At 55.8% G+C, this 18,418-nt stretch carries 16 protein-coding genes; 11 read left to right on the forward strand and 5 right to left on the reverse strand.

Features of this window, described 5'->3' with window-relative positions; all coding sequences use genetic code 11:
- Positions 1-2,406, forward strand: a 2,406-nt coding sequence (locus B3Z49_RS05330) for an ATP-binding protein (RefSeq protein WP_296988673.1), incomplete at its 5' end; no start/stop codon positions are given.
- A gap of 77 nt (positions 2,407-2,483) precedes the next feature.
- Here B3Z49_RS05330 and B3Z49_RS05335 read toward each other — a convergent pair.
- Entirely contained in the window at positions 2,484-3,983 is a 1,500-nt protein-coding gene (locus B3Z49_RS05335) for a CoA-acylating methylmalonate-semialdehyde dehydrogenase (protein WP_120225637.1), read from the reverse strand.
- Between the two features lie 170 nt (positions 3,984-4,153).
- Here B3Z49_RS05335 and B3Z49_RS05340 point away from each other — a divergent pair, with 170 nt between their 5' ends.
- Positions 4,154-5,041, forward strand: a complete 888-nt coding sequence (locus B3Z49_RS05340; protein ID WP_008889969.1) for a LysR family transcriptional regulator — start codon at positions 4,154-4,156, stop codon at positions 5,039-5,041.
- A 140-nt stretch (positions 5,042-5,181) separates the two neighbouring features.
- Here B3Z49_RS05340 and B3Z49_RS05345 read toward each other — a convergent pair whose 3' ends face one another.
- Together B3Z49_RS05345 and B3Z49_RS05350 are read right to left on the reverse strand one after the other, a co-directional pair.
- Positions 5,182-5,568, reverse strand: a complete 387-nt coding sequence (locus tag B3Z49_RS05345) for a hypothetical protein (RefSeq protein WP_296988674.1) — start codon at positions 5,566-5,568, stop codon at positions 5,182-5,184.
- A 366-nt stretch (positions 5,569-5,934) separates the two neighbouring features.
- The gene (locus tag B3Z49_RS05350) at positions 5,935-6,777 is read right to left on the reverse strand and encodes a fumarylacetoacetate hydrolase family protein (RefSeq protein WP_296988675.1); all 843 of its coding nucleotides are present in this window, start codon (positions 6,775-6,777) and stop codon (positions 5,935-5,937) included.
- A gap of 229 nt (positions 6,778-7,006) precedes the next feature.
- Here B3Z49_RS05350 and B3Z49_RS05355 point away from each other — a divergent pair, with 229 nt between their 5' ends.
- Together B3Z49_RS05355 and B3Z49_RS05360 are read left to right on the forward strand one after the other, a co-directional pair.
- Positions 7,007-7,669 carry a dienelactone hydrolase family protein gene (locus B3Z49_RS05355; RefSeq protein WP_296988676.1) on the forward strand — a complete coding sequence of 221 codons (663 nt, stop codon included), beginning with the start codon at positions 7,007-7,009 and terminating at the stop codon, positions 7,667-7,669.
- 43 nt (positions 7,670-7,712) lie between these two features.
- Complete coding sequence (locus tag B3Z49_RS05360) at positions 7,713-8,666, forward strand: D-2-hydroxyacid dehydrogenase family protein (protein WP_296988678.1); 954 nt, start codon at positions 7,713-7,715, stop codon at positions 8,664-8,666.
- Between the two features lie 29 nt (positions 8,667-8,695).
- Here B3Z49_RS05360 and B3Z49_RS05365 read toward each other — a convergent pair whose 3' ends face one another.
- Positions 8,696-9,397 carry a GntR family transcriptional regulator gene (locus B3Z49_RS05365; protein ID WP_296988679.1) on the reverse strand — a complete coding sequence of 234 codons (702 nt, stop codon included), beginning with the start codon at positions 9,395-9,397 and terminating at the stop codon, positions 8,696-8,698.
- The gene (locus B3Z49_RS05370) at positions 9,394-10,767 is read right to left on the reverse strand and encodes a formimidoylglutamate deiminase (RefSeq protein WP_296988681.1); all 1,374 of its coding nucleotides are present in this window, start codon (positions 10,765-10,767) and stop codon (positions 9,394-9,396) included. Before B3Z49_RS05370 ends, B3Z49_RS05365 begins: the two co-directional genes overlap by 4 nt.
- A gap of 82 nt (positions 10,768-10,849) precedes the next feature.
- On the opposite strand from B3Z49_RS05370, the gene hutI reads away from it, so the two are divergent.
- From hutI to B3Z49_RS05405, 7 genes are all read left to right on the forward strand, one after another.
- The gene (hutI, locus tag B3Z49_RS05375; protein WP_296988682.1) at positions 10,850-12,052 is read left to right on the forward strand and encodes an imidazolonepropionase; all 1,203 of its coding nucleotides are present in this window, start codon (positions 10,850-10,852) and stop codon (positions 12,050-12,052) included.
- Between the two features lie 51 nt (positions 12,053-12,103).
- Complete coding sequence (hutH, locus tag B3Z49_RS05380) at positions 12,104-13,645, forward strand: histidine ammonia-lyase (protein WP_296988683.1); 1,542 nt, start codon at positions 12,104-12,106, stop codon at positions 13,643-13,645.
- Between the two features lie 176 nt (positions 13,646-13,821).
- On the forward strand, positions 13,822-14,856 hold the full coding sequence (locus B3Z49_RS05385; protein WP_296988684.1) for an ABC transporter substrate-binding protein: 1,035 nt from the start codon (positions 13,822-13,824) through the stop codon (positions 14,854-14,856).
- Positions 14,857-14,953: 97 nt separating this feature from the next.
- On the forward strand, positions 14,954-15,811 hold the full coding sequence (locus B3Z49_RS05390; RefSeq protein ID WP_296988685.1) for an ABC transporter permease: 858 nt from the start codon (positions 14,954-14,956) through the stop codon (positions 15,809-15,811).
- On the forward strand, positions 15,804-16,628 hold the full coding sequence (locus B3Z49_RS05395) for a quaternary amine ABC transporter ATP-binding protein (protein WP_296988687.1): 825 nt from the start codon (positions 15,804-15,806) through the stop codon (positions 16,626-16,628). Before B3Z49_RS05390 ends, B3Z49_RS05395 begins: the two co-directional genes overlap by 8 nt.
- Positions 16,625-18,127 carry an HAL/PAL/TAL family ammonia-lyase gene (locus B3Z49_RS05400; protein WP_296988688.1) on the forward strand — a complete coding sequence of 501 codons (1,503 nt, stop codon included), beginning with the start codon at positions 16,625-16,627 and terminating at the stop codon, positions 18,125-18,127. Before B3Z49_RS05395 ends, B3Z49_RS05400 begins: the two co-directional genes overlap by 4 nt.
- Position 18,128: 1 nt before the next feature.
- A partial coding sequence (locus B3Z49_RS05405; protein ID WP_296988689.1) for an N-formylglutamate amidohydrolase occupies positions 18,129-18,418 on the forward strand: 290 nt, incomplete at its 3' end.

Genomic DNA, 18,418 nt, shown 5'->3' on the forward strand with positions numbered 1-18,418 from the left:
ACCCTGATCGCGGTGATCGGCACCACGCCCTATATCGCGCTTCAGCTCAAGGCGATTGCCACCAGTTACACCGTGCTGACCGGCTGGGAATACGGCATGGTCGAACCGGTCCGCGAAACGGTCAGTATCTTTTCCGATAGCGGCTTTTGGGCCGCCGTTGGCCTGACGCTGTTTGGCATTCTGTTTGGCACGCGCTTCATTGATGCTGATGAACATCACGAAGGCATGGTTGCCGCCATCGCCTTTGAAAGTCTGGTCAAGCTGTTTGCCCTTCTGGCCGTTGGCTTCTTTGTCTCGTTTGTCATGTATGACGGGCTTGGCGATCTGTTTGCCCAATCAGCCGAAAACGCTGATACGGCAAAGCTCCTGATGCTGCCCGAAGGGGGCAGTTCGCGCTGGTTGACGCTTATGATGCTGTCGATGGCAGCCATCCTGTGCCTGCCGCGCCAGTTTCAGGTGATCATTGTTGAAAATGTCGATGAACGTCACCTTGCCACCGCAAGCTGGGCCTTTCCGCTTTATCTTCTGGCGATGAACCTGTTTGTTCTGCCAATTGCACTGGCGGGGCTTGGTGCCCTTCCGGTCTGGTCAGACCCGGACTTCTTTGTGATTTCCGTGCCGTTGTTTGAAGACCAATCGATGCTGGCGTTGCTCGCCTATGTCGGCGGACTGTCGGCCAGCACCAGCATGGTGATTGTTGCGACCATCGCGCTTTCGACCATGGTGTGTAACGACCTGATTGTGCCAGCACTTTTGCGTATTCGCCCCCTGCGTCTGACCGAACGCGATGATCTGACCGGGCTTCTGATCTTTATTCGGCGAGCCTCCATCGTCGTCGTGGTGTTTATGGGCTTTGCCTATTACCGGTCCGCCGGGGCCAGTGATGCCTTGGCCGAAATCGGGCTGATTTCCTTTGCCGCCATTGCCCAGTTCATCCCGATCATGATTGGCGGGCTTTACTGGAAGGGTGGCACGCGGACCGGCGCGCAGGTGGCACTGACCATCGGCTTTGCGGTTTGGGGCTATACCCTGTTGCTGCCATCGCTTGCCGATAGTGGCTGGATGGATCCGTCGCTTATTCTCAATGGCGCGTTTGGTCATCCGTGGTTGCGCCCCGAAAGCCTGTTTGGGTTGACGGATTTTGCACCCCTGACCCACGCGCTGATCTGGTCGATTTCACTCAATACAGCGGCCTATGTGTTGATCAGTCTGTTTACCGAGCCAAGTGCGCTTGAACGCATTCAGGCAACCCTGTTTGTCGATGCCTTTTCACGCAAGGGGCAGGACACCGTGATCTGGCGATCATCGGCCTCGGCCAATGATCTTTATGAACTGGTCGAACGGTTTTTGGGCCGGGATCGTGCCTATCAGTCGTTCCGTCAGTTTGATCAAAGCATTGATCCATCCTGGCGCGGCAAGGGTGAAGCCGACGCCGACATGATTGCCTTTACCGAACGGCTTCTGGCGGGCTCCATCGGGGCGGCATCGGCCCGGGTGATGGTGTCCTCTGTTGCCAAGGGCGAAATGGTCAGCCTTGATGAAGTGCTCGAGATTCTCGAAGAGACCTCGCACGTCATCGAATATTCCCAGCGCCTTGAAACCAAGTCACGCGAACTTGAAAAAGCCGCCGCCGAACTGCGTGCCGCTAACGAACGGCTCAAGGAACTGGACCGGCTCAAGGATGAATTCCTGACCATGGTCAGCCATGAATTCAGAACGCCACTGACCTCGATCCGGTCGTTTTCAGAAATTCTGGTCGACTCCCCGAACCTGGACCCGAAACAGGCCGATCACTTCCTTGAAATCATTGTCCGCGAAAGCGAACGCCTGACCCGCCTGATTGACGACCATCTCGACCTTGCGCGCCTTGAAGCCGGTCATTCCGACTGGCGCGCGGTCGAAGTCGATCCGCGCACGGTGCTTGATGAAAGCATCGATGCGGTCAAAGGCCTGTTTGATGCCAAGGGTGTTGTTCTAACCAAGGAATATTCGCGCAATTCGGCTTTGTTGCATGTTGACCGTGATCGCCTGACGCAGGTCTTCATCAACCTGCTGTCGAACGCCGCCAAATTTTCCGCCCCCGATCATCCCGAAGTATCGGTGCGCGGGGAAGCCATGGATGGCGGCTATCTGGTTTCGATCACCGATAACGGCAAGGGCGTTGCCCCGAACGAGCTTGAAATCATCTTTGACAAGTTTTCGCGCGGCGGCAAATACGCTGATGACAAACCCAAACCATCCGGCTCTGGCCTTGGCCTTGCGATTGCCAAGCATGTTGTCGAACATTGTCAGGGCAAGATATGGGCCGAAAGCCCTGCGGGACGCGGGGCAACCTTCCGCGTTTTCATCCCCGGCACCATCATGGAGGCCATCAAGCCCGCCAAACCGGCATCCTTTGGCAGCTAATACAAATTCCTTCAGACACAAAAAGGGCGCGCAAAGCAATACTTGCGCGCCCTTTGGTATTGTGATGATCGCAATACTTATTTCATGGTCGGCATGACGAACTCAGCACCCTTGCGAATGCCGGTCGGCCAGCGCGTGGTGATAGTTTTAAGCTTGGTATAGAACCGCACACCTTCCGGGCCATGCATGTGATGGTCACCAAACAGCGATGCTTTCCAGCCACCAAACGAATGGAAGGCCATCGGGACCGGGATCGGCACGTTGATGCCAACCATACCGGTCTGGGTACGTGCGGCAAATTCACGGGCGGTGTCGCCATCGCGGGTGAAGATCGCGGTGCCATTGCCATATTCGTGGTCATCAACAAGGTTGGCAGCGGTTTCGAAGTCATCGGTACGTACAACCGACAGAACCGGGCCAAAGATCTCTTCCTTGTAGATGCTCATATCCGGGGTGACGTCATCAAACAGGGTACCACCGACGAAGTAGCCGTCTTCATAGCCCTGAAGTTTGATGTCGCGGCCGTCGACCACCAGCTTGGCACCTTCTTCGACACCCTTGTTGATATAGCCGACAACCTTGTCACGGTGGGCTGCGGTTACCAGCGGGCCCATTTCGGCCGCCGGATCAATACCCGGTGCCACGCGCAGTTCATTAATGCGCGGAACCAGTTTTTCGATCAGGGTATCGGCGGTTTCCTTGCCGACCGGAACGGCAACCGAGATGGCCATGCAACGCTCGCCAGCCGATCCGTAAGCAGCCCCCATCAGGGCATCAACCGCCTGATCCATGTCGGCATCGGGCATGATGATCATGTGGTTTTTCGCACCACCAAGGGCCTGGCAACGCTTGCCCTGCGCGGTTGCGGTTTCATAGATGTATTTGGCAATCGGGGTCGAGCCGACAAAGCTGATTGCCGAAACATCCGGATCAAACAGAAGCGCATCCACCGCTTCCTTGTCACCCTGAACAACGTTGAACACACCATCCGGAAGACCCGCTTCGGTCAGCCATTCGGCCAGCAGAAGGGACGCGGACGGATCACGCTCTGACGGCTTGAGGATAAAGCAGTTACCGCAGGCAAGGGCGACCGGGAACATCCACATCGGCACCATGGCCGGGAAGTTGAACGGTGTGATACCGGCAACGATACCAAGCGGCTGACGGATGGAATGGCTATCAACCTTGGTGCCGACATTTTCGGTGAACTCACCTTTCAGCAGCTGCGGCGCGCCGGTGGCAAACTCAACAACCTCGATCCCGCGGGTGACTTCGCCCAGCGCATCGGACAGAACCTTGCCATGCTCGGCCGTAATCGCGGCTGCGAGTTCTTCGGAACGCTCTTCGAGGATACCGAGGAACTTGTTGAGGATACGTGCGCGGCGCAGCGGCGTGGTTGCGGCCCATTCGGCGGCAACGGCGGACGCGGATTCAACAGCGGCACGGACCTCGGCCTTGGATGCCAGATCAACCGTTGCACTCTGTGCGCCTGTTGCCGGATTGAAAACCGGTGCCGAACGGCCGGAGTTACCGGCAACGCGTTTGCCGTTAATGTAATGGGTAAGTTGGGTTGCCATTGGGTTTCTCCCGATAAACCTGATGATCAGTGGGACGATCTTAATATAAGTGGGGGTCTTCCCCCTTAATATCCTGCATCTATTATGGCTATGCACAGGGATGCACATCAATTATCATTTCCGCAAATTCGATGTGCAAAAATTAAAGTCATGACAGGATCACACCCATTATGGATTGGGATCGCTTCCGCATCTTTCTGGCTGTTGCCCGCCAAGGTCAGATCCTTGCCGCTGCCCGGCAGCTCGGCCTGAACCACGCAACGGTGGGCCGCCAACTGACCGCGCTTGAGCAGGAACTTGGCACCAAACTGATTGAACGACGCACCACCGGATCGGACCTGACCCCGGCGGGACGGGAATTGATGCAGGCAGCAGAGGCCGCAGAGTCGGCTTTCTTGCGGGCTGGCACCGCCGTTTCCAACCAGTCAGAGCTGATCAGCGGCACGGTTCGCGTCGGCGTCCCCGATGGATTGGGCAACTATTTTCTGGCAAGTGAGTTGGCTCACTTTGCGTCAAACCACCCGGATCTTGTGATCCAGCTTGTCCCGCTCCCACGCACATTCTCGCTATCGCAACGCGAAGCCGATATCGCCATCACGCTGGATCGACCCAAGCAAGGGCGCCTGGTGATCAGCAAACTCACCGACTATACGCTCAGTGTCTATGCCAGCAAATCCTACATCGAACGTTTTGGTGCGGTCAAAACCGAGGCCGATCTGACAGACCGCCTGTTTGTCACCCATATCGAAGACCTGATTTACAGCCGCGCGCTTGATTACGCTGCCCGCCTTGGCAAGCTGATGAAACGCCGATTTGAATGCGGCAGCGTGGTGGCCCAGATGGAGGCCGTGCGCAACGGATACGGCATCGGCATCCTGCATGACTATGCCACCGAAGGCATCCCCGACCTCGTTCGCCTGCTGCCTGAAATCCGTTTCACCCGCAATTACTGGATGCTCCAACACCCGGACACCAAGGATACGCGAAGTGTCGCAGCCATTGTCGATCATATAACGCGCGTCGTGCGCGGGGCTCGTGATCGGTTTATCATGAGCTGAGAACACACAATTGCCGTCAACGGCACCGGCCTGAATGCGCACAGCGGATCGCGATCACATACCCGTTGCGACCAGGCAAACAAAACAAAAGCCCGTTCAATACTGAACGGGCTTTTTGATCACAAAGAAGTGACGATCGGTCATTTATTTCGCCTGTCAATTTCGATCTTGGTCTGCGGCGACAGGGTCCGCAGCTTGTCTTCGAAATAAGCCTGCATGTCCGCAAGGCTGTTTTCATCGGCCGCAGACATCGCAACTGTCAGAAACAGCGGCGTCGCTGTCAGCTCGCACGCACCATTTTCAAATGCCAGAACACCAGCATCGGGTTTGCGCAGGGTTCCCTTGACGTCTTCGCCACGGGCTTGCAGCATCATCCCCTTGAGAAAGCAAGGCGCGCCGCGCAAATAGATATCTGCAAACGCAAAGCTACCGACACCATCCTGTGCCTTTGAAGTCCGAGACACAGGGCCAGCCTCATCAACTGAAACATCCATCGGATTGACCGAAACCGGCCAAGACTCGTTCACTTTGATCGCCAGATTAGACATGTGCATCACCAATCCTGTAAGGGCGCTTCATGCGCACGGTATCCCCATACCCCTTGGACAAGCATTTCACATTGCTTAAGCACTGAACAACAATGACCTAAAGTCACTTATCGCAGATTGCTTAACAACGTCAATGCACTTTGTTCTGACAAAAATGTCCTGAATTGGGCAAGATGCAAGTCCATGCCCACTAATTTTTGATTTTTTATTCTCAGGCCAATGAAAACAGGTAGGTGGCACATAAAACAAAGACTTTTATAGAGGCTTAGATCTGCAGTTCACATTCATGTGAGCTGCAGATGTGATAACTATCCCGCCTACCGCTTATCGCAGCCTATTCCCAGCTTAGCCCTGAACGACTTCCTGACGCTGCGCGCCCAAGCCATCGATTCCCAGTTCCATCACGTCACCGGGTTTGAGGTACACCGGCGGGTTTTGCCCCATACCCACACCCGGCGGGGTGCCGGTCGAGATAATGTCACCGGGTTGCAGGCTCATGAAACGCGACAGATAGCTGACCACGAATGCAACACCATAGGCCATGGTTTTCGTACTGCCGTTCTGATAACGCTTGCCATTCACATCGAGCCACATGGAAAGGTTTTGTGGATCGGCAATCTGATCGCGGGTGACAAGCCACGGACCAATCGGGCCGAAGGTATCGGCACTTTTGCCCTTCACCCATTGCCCTGAATGTTCAAGCTGAAACGCGCGCTCGGAAACGTCATTGATCAAGCAGTAACCTGCGACATGATCAAGTGCATCGGCCTCGTCGACATATTTGGTGTGCTTGCCGATCACCACGCCCAGTTCGACTTCCCAATCGGTTTTGGTCGAGCCACGCGGAATTTCAATCGTGTCATTCGGACCACAAACCGCCGAGGTTGCCTTAAGGAAAATGATCGGTTCTGGCGGCAGTTCCATACCGGCTTCTTGCGCATGGTCAGAATAGTTCAAACCGATGCAGATAAACTTGCCGGGCCGCCCGACGCAGGCGCCAATGCGCGGATCACCTGACACGACAGGCAGGCTTTCCGGGTCAAGTGCGGCAATACGTGCAAAGGTTTCATCGGAAATCGTGGTCGGATCAAGATCATCAATCACGCTGGAAAGATCGCGGATTACGCCATCCGCATCACAAAGCCCCGGTTTTTCCGCCCCGACCGGGCCATAGCGCAAAAGCTTCATGAATTCTCTCTCCTGATATCGTCACGCGGGTTCTTTCTGGGTCCTGCACAAGCCAAGTCCTGCAAAAAGAACGATTTATTCCTCATACCTTAGTGATGTCACATCATGATCCCAAAGGGCAAGCCAATTGAGGATACATTATCCGCAGTGACCATGATGATTGTTCTCGCCCGGTAATTCGATATCATCACCGAAAAGACCACTGCGTCGAGAAAGGAAACGACAGGACATGATGGAGACCCTTCCCGCAGCCGACGGGCATAAACTCGATTGCTGGTTTGAGCCACCCGTTGGTACAAGACGCGGCGCGATTGTAATCCTGCAGGAAATTTTTGGGCTCACCGAACAGCTCAAGGGGGTTGCGCGCAAATATGCAGCCCTTGGCTATGAGGTCGCCATCCCTGCCCTGTTTGACCGGGTGGAGCGTGGTGCGGTTGTGGACTTCAACGATTTTGATCGCGCACGTGCGCTGATGATGGCGTCCGAGCTTTCAAACACCCTGACCGACATCGATGCTGCCGCCCGCGCCCTGTCTGCCGAGGGCGGCAAGGTTGGCGTGATCGGTTTTTGCTGGGGCGGCGGGTTGGCACTGCGCAGCGCCCAATGTCTTGATATCGCGGCAGGTGTTTCATTTTATGGCACGCGTATCGACCAATATCTTGATAAGCCGCTGCACACGCCATTTCTGGCACATTTCGGATTGTCAGATGGTCACGTCCCGATTGAGATGATCGAAGACGCCAAGGCGGCTTTGCCCGGCATGGAAGTACATATGTATGAAGCCGGTCATGCCTTTGCCAACGAAGCACGTCCGTCCGCCTATGTCGAAGCGGCCGCCGAAGTTGCGCATGCCCGCACAGCCGAATTTCTTGCCCTTCATATCGCAGACTGACGCGACAGAACACCTGCCCTGACCCATTGGAAACACAGCCCAGATGCGTATTGCCATTCTTGATGACTATCAGAACATCGCCCTGCAGTCGGCCGACTGGACAGAGGTCCAAAATCACGGCGAGATCACCGTATTTGACGATCATGTTTGCAATACAGGCGATCTGATCAGCCGCCTTGAGCCATTTGACGTCCTGTGTGTCATGCGTGAACGCACAGCTCTTACGGGTGACATTTTGCGCGCGCTTCCGAACCTCCGGCTGATCGTGACCACCGGCAAACGCAATGACGCCATTGATGTCGCAACCGCAAGTGAACTGGGCATCACGGTTTGCGGCACAGAATCCCCATCGACGGCAACGCCCGAACTGACCTTTGCCCTGATGCTGGCATTGGCCCGCAATCTCATTGCGGAAAACGCATCGATGCGCGCCGGCGGCTGGCAAGTCGGGCTCGGTCAGGATCTTGCAGGATCGACCTTGGGGATTATCGGACTTGGACGGTTGGGCGCAAAGGTCGCGAAAATGGCGCAGGCCTTTGACATGAATGTCTGTGCCTGGAGTGCCAACCTGACGCAGGAGCGCTGCGACGAACTTGGCGTGACCCATATGGCAACCAAGGAAGACCTGCTGCGCGCGTCGGATTTCGTCACCATCCATCAACGCCTGTCTGATCGCACCCATGAACTGATTGGCACGAATGAGCTCAAACAGATGAAGCCAACCGCCTATCTGATCAACACATCACGCGGCCCGATCGTTGATGATACTGCCTTGATTGACGCGCTCAACAGCGGCGAGATTGCCGGTGCGGCACTCGATGTCTACGACCACGAACCGCTGCCCGTATCGCATCCGCTGCGCCATTGTGATGGCCTGTTGCTAAGCCCGCATCTTGGCTATGTCACCCGCAACACCTGGAACGTGTTTTACGGCCAGACGGTCGAGGCCATTTTGGCCTGGCACAGCGGCAAGCCGATCCGGGTCATAGAGCCTTGAGAAGCGAAACTTTGATTGTATAGGGAAACTCAGATCGCAGAATGCTTGCGATAGCCCGGCACAAACAGAAGCCGGGCCGATGTGATGCCGGTCTGGTTTTCCCAGGTGGTACGTTCCATCAGGAAAAGCGATGTGCCCGGCTCGGTGCGCAGCACCTTGGCCTCTGCCTCGCTGGCGTTGACGGCGGAGAAATAGATGTCGCCGCGCGTGTAGGGCGCATGCAAAACCAGCCATTCATTGGCGCTGATTTTTTCAAGATCGGCATCGAGGATTGTCGGCGTTGCGGCAATCGACACCCAGCGATCTTCAAACATGAACGGCTTGCCATCGGCCAGATGAAGCGAGGTGATATGCAGCATGTCGCTTTCGGCCGTGACGCCCAGATTGGCACAAATTTCCGGCGGCGGGGTGCGCCGTTCGCTAAACAGCAGGGCATAGGCATATTTCTGTCCGCGCCCTTCGATCTCAAGCCTGATGACCGGAATATCAAGCTTGGCGCGCCGCACCGGGTGGGCAGCGACCCGCGTACCCGCCTTGCGCCTGCGATCCAGGAACCCTTCGGATGCCAGTTCGCGCAGCGCACGGTTCACCGTGGCGCGCGCACAGCCAAGTTGCTCGGCAAGTTCGACTTCCTTGGGGATCAGGTCGCCGGGTTTCCACTCACGGGTATGAATGCGGCGCAAAACCTCGTCATGGACGGATTGCCAGCTTTGCTGTTCCAGGCTGTTCACACTGCTTCCTTGAGTTGTTCCATCACTTTGCGATACCGGCCGGTGATTGCGTCATGGGCAATGTGGCGGCCCTCGGTCACAACATGGCGACCGGCCGACCAGACATCACGCACCATGCGATCATCTCCGGCAAAGATATATGTATCGAGGATCGTATCGCCTGTCCGGCCGATCAGGTCAACCGCCGAACCATCCAGCGCCATCAAATCGGCCAGTACACCTACCTCAATCCGGCCTGAATCGCGTCCGGCGGCCTGTGCGCCGCCCTTGGCGGCCGCGTCATAGATGCGACGCGCGGTCGATTTTTGTTCGGTCGCCAAAGCCGCGCGGGAGTTATCACGCAGGCGCTGGCTGTATTCCAGGTTGCGCAATTCTTCCGAGAGCGAAATACGAATATTGGAATCCGACCCCACACCAATCACGCCACCGGCATTCATATAGCGCACGCCATCAAAGATACCATCGCCCAGACTGCTTTCGGTGATCGGGCAGAGACCCGCCACAGCCCCGGTTTTGGCCAGCTCAAGTGTTTCGTGTTCTTCCATCTGGGTGCAGTGGATCAAACACCAGTTCGCATTCACATCGGCATTTTCAAGCAGCCATTCGGTCGGGCGCTTGCCCCAGCTTTCGCGCACTTCATCCACCTCGGCCAGTTGTTCGGCCAGATGCATGTGGATCGGTCCGTCCTTGGATAAAAGACTGGTCGCAAGCAGGTCTTCTCGGCCAACGGCACGCAGGGAATGCGGCGCAACACCCATCACCGTATCCGCGGGAAGGTTTTTGATCGCGCGAACGGATTCCTCATACAATTTGACAAACTGGTCGGGATCATTGCCAAAACGGATCTGACCGGGACCGAGCGGGCGCTTGTCACAGCCGCCATATTGATAATGCACTGGCAGAAGCGTCAGGCCGATGCCGGTGATTTCGGTGGCCGCCGCAATACGTTCGGCCATCTCGGCGATATTGTCATACAAATGTCCACCGGGTCGGTGATGCAGGTAATGGAACTCTGTATTGTTGGCATACCCGGCTTCCAGCATTTCCATCTGAACGAAGGCCGCGATCGCCTCGACATGGTCCGGGGTCAACTGATCAAGGAAGCGGAACATCAATTGCCGCCAGGTCCAGAAGGTATCGCGCGGATCTGGCCCGCGCCGTTCGGTCAGGCCCGCCATGGAGCGCTGAAACGCGTGGCTATGCAGGTTTGAAATCGCCGGAAGAAGGATATCGGTTTTGCTGGTGGCATCGGATGGCGCAGCAGAATCGGCCTGAATCGCAGCAATTCTGCCATTCTCATCAATCTCGATCCGGACATTGCGCTGCCAGCCTGATGTCGTAAGTGCCTGATTTGCCCAAAGAACCTTCATTGCCTCTACCCGTCTTGACAGAAATAATATGTACGTACATATTATCTTTAATAACAAACTTATCAAGGGGTGATGCTTCGCGATGCTGCTTCGAAACGCAAAAATCGTCACGATTGAGGTTCAGGACAGTTATGGCCTGATCGAGTGCGGCGCGATTGCCATCAAGGACGGCCTGATCGATTGGGTCGGCGCGGATGACGCCATCCCGGCCGAATATCTTGACGGTCCAGTGCGTGACCTTGAAGGTCGCCTGATCACCCCGGCCCTGATTGATTGCCACACCCATGTTGTCCATGGCGGCGACCGCGCGGTTGAGTTTGAGATGCGCCTGAAGGGTGCAAGTTATGAAGAAGTTGCGCGTGCTGGCGGCGGCATTGTTTCCACGGTTAAAGCAACCCGCGAAGCATCAATTGAGGATCTTTTGACATCCGCCCTGCCGCGCGTGGATGCGCTGCTGGCAGAGAGTGTGTCGGTGATCGAGGTCAAGTCGGGTTACGGCCTTGATCGCGAGACCGAACTTAATATGCTGCGCGCAGCCCGCATGATTGCCGATCATCGCAATGTGCGGATCAAGACCACCTTCCTTGGCGCGCATGCGGTGCCGGTCGAATATAAAGACAATCCGGATGGGTACATTGATGAGGTCTGCATTCCGACCCTGAAGGCCGCCCACGCCGAAGGTCTGGTTGATGCGGTTGACGGGTTCTGCGAAGGCATTGCCTTTAACACCGATCAGATCAAACGCGTGTTTGACGTTGCCCGCGAGCTTGGCATTCCGGTCAAACTCCATGCCGAACAGCTATCGAACATCGGCGGCACCAAACTGGCCGCCGAATATGGGGCGATGTCGGTCGATCATATTGAATACGCCACCGAAGAAGACGCGATGGCCATGGCCAAGGCAGGCTCCGTCGCAGTGCTTCTGCCCGGTGCGTTTTATACCCTGCATGAAACCCAGTTGCCGCCGATTGACGCTTTCCGCAAGCATGGTGTGCCGATGGCAATTGCGACCGATTGCAATCCCGGCTCATCGCCGCTGGCATCGATCCTTTTGACCATGAATATGTCCTGCACGCTGTTCCGCCTGACACCCGAAGAGGCACTTGTTGGCGCGACTGCCCATGCCGCACGCGCCCTTGGCCTTTCTGATACCGGGCGGATCAAAGTAGGCCTGCGGGCGGACCTTGCCATCTGGAATGCCAAACACCCGGCCGAGCTTGCATACCGCATCGGGTTTAACCCGCTGTTCGAACGCATTGTTGGCGGTGAAAGCACCGCCGCCTGAGCCCAAAGATAACCGCGCCACCGCATCAACATGTGACCTTAAGGATAGATTATGACTGTCACCCTTATCCCCGCTTCGGTCAAACTGGCAGAGCTTGAACGCATCTGGCGTGATCAGGTCGCAGTCAAACTCGACCCATCGGCCCGTGACGGTGTTGAAGCGGCGCACGCAATGGTCCGTAAGGCCGCCGACGGCAGCGATGCGGTATACGGCGTCAATACCGGCTTTGGCAAACTGGCCTCTGTCAAGATTGCCCCGGAAGATACCGAAACCCTGCAACGCAACCTGATCCTCAGCCATTGCTGTGGCGTGGGTGATCCGCTTGATACCGCGACCACCCGTTTGATGATGGCGTTGAAATTGCTGTCGCTTGGGCGCGGTGCATCAGGTGTGCGTTGGGATTTGATCGAACTGATCGAAGGCATGCTGGCCAAGGGTGTGACCCCCGTCGTCCCGTCGCAAGGATCTGTCGGCGCATCGGGCGATCTGGCCCCGCTGGCGCATATGGCAGCCGTCATGATCGGTGCGGGCGAAGCCATATATGACGGTGCGACCCTGCCAGGTGGCGAGGCACTTGCCAAGGCTAGCCTGACACCGGTGGTGCTGGGCCCGAAAGAGGGCCTGGCGCTGATTAACGGCACGCAGTTTTCAACCGCCTGCGCACTGGTCGGGCTGTTTTCAGCATGGCGCAATGCGGCAAGTTCAATTGTGACATCGTCGCTTTCGACCGATGCCATCATGGGATCGACCGCGCCGCTGGTCGATGAAATCCATACCCTTCGCGGTCATCCGGGCCAGATCAATGTCGCGCGTGCGATGCGCGATCTGATGACCGGATCGGAAATCCGCGAAAGCCACCGCGAAGGCGATACCCGTGTTCAGGACCCCTATTGCATCCGCTGCCAGCCGCAAGTCACCGGGGCGGCGATGGATTTGCTGCGCTTTGCCGGTCAGACGCTTGAGATCGAAGCCAATGCCGTCACCGACAACCCGCTGGTTCTGAAAGAAGACGGCCGCATTGTTTCGGGCGGTAACTTCCATGCCGAGCCGGTCGCCTTTGCCGCCGATCAGATCGCCCTTGCCGTTGCCGAGATCGGGGCGATTGCACAGCGCCGGGTTGCATTGATGGTCGATCCTACCCTGTCACATGATTTGCCGCCGTTCCTAACGCCGGAGCCGGGCCTGAATTCTGGTCTGATGATTGCCGAGGTCACGACCGCAGCCCTGATGAGTGAAAACAAGCATCTGGCCAATCCGTGTTCGACCGATAGCACACCGACCAGTGCCAATCAGGAAGACCACGTGTCGATGGCGGCCCACGGCGCACGCCGCCTGGCCCGGATGAATGCCAACCTTTCCTACATCCTTGGGGTCGAGCTGATCTGTGCGGCACAGGGTGTTGAATTCCGTGCCCCGCTTAAGACCAGCCCGGGGCTGCTCAATGTTCTGAAATCTGTTCGTGCCTACATCCCGACCGTCAAGGAAGACCGTTACATGGCGCCGGATCTGGCGAAGGCCGCCGAACTTGTCACTGGCGGCACGCTTGTAAACGCCGCCAAGCTTTCGGGCTTTGTCGTCGGCGCGGAGCGCTGACTGAGTATCAATAACCGTCCATCATCGCACAGAAGATGGCGGTAAAACCGTCACAAATGCCAATGGCAGACGTGGCAAAAACCGGAAAAAAATCCGGACATAAAGGGAAGGGGCGGTCCGCGCTACGGATCAGACCTAAACAAATGCAGAATGCATTTTTATCAGAAGGGGCGACTATGTCTTTCAAACGTATTCAATTAGCGGGTGTTGCGGCGATCCTGATGCTGGGTGCTTCAACAACCGGTGCAAGCGCATCTTATTGCAGTGATGGAAATACCGTAAAGTTTGCGGGTATTAGTTGGGAAAGTGGTGCCTTCATCACCGAGGTGATGAGGAAGATTCTGGAAGAAGGTTATGACTGCCAGACTGATGCCATTCCGGGCAACTCCATCACGCTGGAGCAAGCAACGGCCAACAATGACATCCAGATTTTCGCAGAAGAGTGGCTTGGCCGTAGTGATATCTGGAACAAGGCGGTTGATCAGGGCAAGGTCAAGGCCATCGGCGCAACCTTTGTCGGGGCCAGCGAAGGTTGGTTCGTGCCCGATTACGTCGTGAACGGAGATGAAAAGCGCGGTATCGAGCCGATGGCACCAGACCTGAAATCAGTGTCACAGCTTTCTGATCCGAAGATTGTAGAGCTGTTCACTGATCCGGAGGAACCGTCCAAGGGCCGCTTCCTGAATTGCCCGTCAGGTTGGACCTGCGAGGGGATCAGTTCTGCCAAGCTGGAAGCCTATGGCCTCGATGAGAGCTATGTGAACTTCCGCCCCGGCACGGGTACCGCGCTCGATGCGTCGATCAAGTCGGCCTATCTGCAGGGTGAACCGCTTCTGTTCTATTACTGGTCGCCGACGGCAATGATGGGCAAATTCGATCTGATCCAGCTCGATGAACCAGCCTATAGCGATGCCTGCTGGGAAGAGCTTTCCAAATCCGATGGCAAGCGCGAAGAAGGCTGCGCATTTCCGAGTGTTGATGTCGCCTATGGCGTAAACAGCACTTTTGCCGAGGAAGCACCTGAAATCATTTCCATTCTGGAAAAGGCGACCTTCCCGCTTGAAGACGTGAATGGAAGCCTTGCCTTCATGTCGGACAATGAAGTCGACGCCGACGCAGCCGCCATCGAGTTCCTGAAATCCAAAAAGGATGTATGGGGCGATTGGGTGACTGACGAGGCGCGGGCGAAAATCGAAGAAAGCCTGAAGTAACGCGATCACATGATGGTTTCCCGGCTGATTTGGCAGTCGGGAAACCGGTCTTTTGCGATTTGCGGTCAAAGAGACGCGTTTAAAGGATTTTTCTTCGATGTTTCCCGAAAATCTTCATTATTCCATCCGCGGGCCGGTCAACGATTTCATTGAGATGCTGGTCATCAATTACGGCTGGATTTTCAAGGCGATATCAAATGCGTTGCTTCAATCGGTTCTGCTGATCGAGGCGGCGCTGCGCGGCCTTCCTTGGTGGGGCGTTATTGTCATCTTCATGGTGGGTGCTTGGTACAGCTCGCGGCGTATTACACTGACGATTGCAGTCGGCGCGTTACTGTTCTTGGTCGGGATTCTGGGTTTGTGGGACCTGACCATGCAGACACTTGCGCTCATGCTCATGGCAACCATTGTATCGGTCCTGATTGGCGTTCCAGTTGGTATTCTGGCCGCCAAAAACCGGCTGGTGCGCGGTATCATTTTGCCAATACTCGACATCATGCAAACGATGCCGAGCTTTGTTTATCTGATCCCGGCACTGATGCTGTTTGGTTTGGGGAAAGTCCCGGCCATTCTGGCGACGATTATTTATGCTGTTCCCCCGCTTATCCGCCTGACAGATCTTGGCATTCGGCAGGTCGACAAAGAAGTCATCGAAGCCGCGACCGCATTTGGCGGAAGTCCGATACGTATTCTGTTTGGTGTCGAGTTGCCATTGGCGACACCAACCATCATGGCCGGCCTGAACCAGACCATCATGATGGCCTTGTCGATGGTTGTCGTGGCGTCAATGATTGGCGCACGTGGTCTGGGCGAGCAGGTTCTGAATGGCATTCAGACGCTTGATGTCGGCAAAGGACTGGAAGCAGGAATTGGTATCGTTATCCTTGCTGTGCTTCTTGACCGGATTACACAAGGTTTTGGCAAACCCCGGGCCGGAGGCGTCAGCAATGGGTAAAATTGAAATCCGCAACGTCTTCAAGATTTTCGGACATCAGGAAAGCAAGGGTCTTGAACTGGCGCGTCAGGGCATGGGCAAGGACGAAGTCCTGAGTCTGTCGGGATGCAGTGTCGGGTTGAACAATATCAGCATGACAATCGAGCCCGGCAAGATTTTTGTCATTATGGGACTGTCCGGGTCGGGCAAGTCGACACTGGTGCGCCACCTTAATCGACTGATTGAACCGACAAGTGGTGAAGTGCTTTTTGACGGGCAGAATATTCTGGACCTGTCACCTAAAGCATTGCGCGACTTTCGGACGCACCACATCAGTATGGTGTTCCAGAGTTTCGCACTGATGCCCCATCGCACTGTTTTGCAGAATGTCATTTACGGTCAGCGCGTTCGCGGAACGTCCCGTCAGAAGGCGCGTGAAATCGGTCAGCAATGGATCGATGCGGTCAATTTGTCGGGATACGAAAACAAGTATCCGCACGAACTATCAGGCGGCATGCGGCAGCGTGTTGGTCTGGCGCGCGCCCTTGCGGCAGATACCGACGTGATCCTGATGGATGAGGCATTCAGTGCACTTGATCCATTAATTCGTGCCGAGATGCAGGATCAGCTTTTGGAACTGCAAACCAAACTGTCCAAGACCATCATATTCATCACGCATGATCTGGAAGAAGCACTGCGTATTGGCTCTGAAATTGCGATCCTGAAAGACGGGGAACTGGTGCAGGTCGGGAAACCGGCCGAAATCCTGAAAAACCCCGCAAACGACTATGTTGCACGCTTTGTCGAACGTCGGCCGGTTGGAGTTATTGCAGAATGACGAAAACCGTCACTTTGTCAAAACCACTGACATGGCAGGAAGTCTCACATGTCGCACAAGGAGCACGCCTGGAACTGTCCCCTGAGGCCACTGAGCGGATTAGTCATGGCCGAAAGATCGTTGACGCCCTGATCGAACAAGAGATCAAGGGATATGGCATCAATACCGGTGTCGGTGCACTGTGCGACGTGGTCATTGACAAAACCAAGCAAAGCGCCCTTTCACACAACATATTGATGAGCCACGCATGTGGCGTGGGTGAGCCACTTGGCGTGGAAGAAACACGCGCAATTATGACAGCCCAGATCAATAACTTTGCGCATGGTGCATCTGGTGTGCGTCTTGAAATTGTAAAGGCTCTGATCGCGCTTCTTAATCATGATTGTATCCCGGTTGTGCCGGGGCGTGGTTCGGTTGGTTATCTGACGCATGCAGCCCATATCGGGCTAGTGCTGATCGGGCACGGTTTTGCCGTCAAGGATGGCGTCCGTATCAGCGGCACCAAGGCATGTGAACAGGTCGGAATTTCACCGTTACAGTTGCAGGCGAAAGAGGGACTGAGCCTGGTAAATGGGACGCCGTGTGCGACCGGTCTTTCCTGTGTCGCGCTTACAAGGATGGCGGCATTGCAGGACTGGGCCGATATGGCCGCCGCAATGAGTGCGGAAAATCTCGGCTGTCAGATTTCAGCCTTTTCCGGGCCTCCGTTACATTTGCGTAAGTCTGACGGATTGCAAAAGGTCGGCAGAACACTGCGATCTTGTCTGAAAAGCAGCCCTATGCTTTCAGCCGCAAAGGGTAAGCGCACGCAAGACCCGCTGAGTATTCGGGCAGTGCCCCATGTCCATGGGGCAGCACGTGACATGTTTGTTCAGGTGGCCGAAACGCTTAACCGCGAGCTTGAGAGCGTCACGGATAACCCCACTGTTTCGGGAACGCCGGAAACACCCGAAGTTCATTCCCAAGCGCATGCTGTAGGGGCTTCTTTGGCATTGGCCACTGACAGCTTTGGAATTGCAGCGGCGGAGATGGCATCGATTTCTGAACGCAGGATTGATCGGCTGGTTAATCCGATGGTGAGTGGCTTATCGGCCTTTCTTGTGCCGGAAAGCGGTGTGTGTTCTGGCTATATGATTGCGCAATATACAGCCGTTTCGCTGGTATCCGAGAACAGACGGCTTGCGGCACCGGCCAGTTTGGATGGCGGCGTTACGTCAGCTCTGCAAGAGGACATGCTGACGCATGCAACGCCTTCGGCATTCAAGGCCCTGTCCATTCTTGAAAACCTTGAGACAGTAATCGGGATTGAGCTTTTGGCAGCAGCCCAAGCCTACGATCTACGTCCCGAAGCACTGGATATTGCCGAAAGGACCGGTGACATCTATCGCGCCATTAGAAAGTCAATTCCGCCCTATCTCGATGATCGTCCGATGCAGGAAGATTTCGATGCGATACGGGCATTTATGAAAACCTATCCCATCAATCAGGAGCTTGATTGAGATGACCCCAGTGGAAATCCATCGCGGTGATGGCCCCATTGTCCTGGGACTGCCCCATACTGGTACTTATGTGCCCGATGACATTGCCGCGAAACTGAATGATCGTGGCCGTGAACTGGCCGATACGGACTGGCATATTCATACCCTTTATCACGGGTTGCTCGATGGTGTGACGACCGTGCGTGCGACATTCCATCGGTATGTGATTGATGCCAACCGTGACCCCGAAGGTATCAGCCTTTATCCCGGCCAGAACACCACCACCCTTGTGCCGCTGACCGATTTTGACGG

The organism is Thalassospira sp. UBA1131 (assembly GCF_002311515.1).
Taxonomy (GTDB): Bacteria; Pseudomonadota; Alphaproteobacteria; order Rhodospirillales; family Thalassospiraceae; genus Thalassospira.

Excerpts from the sequence above, each read along its gene's own strand:
- B3Z49_RS05335 (WP_120225637.1), bottom strand. The coding sequence starts at position 3,983 with ATGGCAACCCAACTTACCCATTACATTAACGGCAAACGCGTTGCCGGT.
- B3Z49_RS05340 (WP_008889969.1), top strand. The coding sequence starts at position 4,154 with ATGGATTGGGATCGCTTCCGCATCTTTCTGGCTGTTGCCCGCCAAGGT.
- B3Z49_RS05350 (WP_296988675.1), bottom strand. The coding sequence starts at position 6,777 with ATGAAGCTTTTGCGCTATGGCCCGGTCGGGGCGGAAAAACCGGGGCTT.
- B3Z49_RS05355 (WP_296988676.1), top strand. The coding sequence starts at position 7,007 with ATGATGGAGACCCTTCCCGCAGCCGACGGGCATAAACTCGATTGCTGG.
- B3Z49_RS05360 (WP_296988678.1), top strand. The coding sequence starts at position 7,713 with ATGCGTATTGCCATTCTTGATGACTATCAGAACATCGCCCTGCAGTCG.
- B3Z49_RS05370 (WP_296988681.1), bottom strand. The coding sequence starts at position 10,767 with ATGAAGGTTCTTTGGGCAAATCAGGCACTTACGACATCAGGCTGGCAG.
- hutI (WP_296988682.1), top strand. The coding sequence starts at position 10,850 with ATGCTGCTTCGAAACGCAAAAATCGTCACGATTGAGGTTCAGGACAGT.
- hutH (WP_296988683.1), top strand. The coding sequence starts at position 12,104 with ATGACTGTCACCCTTATCCCCGCTTCGGTCAAACTGGCAGAGCTTGAA.
- B3Z49_RS05385 (WP_296988684.1), top strand. The coding sequence starts at position 13,822 with ATGTCTTTCAAACGTATTCAATTAGCGGGTGTTGCGGCGATCCTGATG.
- B3Z49_RS05390 (WP_296988685.1), top strand. The coding sequence starts at position 14,954 with ATGTTTCCCGAAAATCTTCATTATTCCATCCGCGGGCCGGTCAACGAT.
- B3Z49_RS05395 (WP_296988687.1), top strand. The coding sequence starts at position 15,804 with ATGGGTAAAATTGAAATCCGCAACGTCTTCAAGATTTTCGGACATCAG.
- B3Z49_RS05400 (WP_296988688.1), top strand. The coding sequence starts at position 16,625 with ATGACGAAAACCGTCACTTTGTCAAAACCACTGACATGGCAGGAAGTC.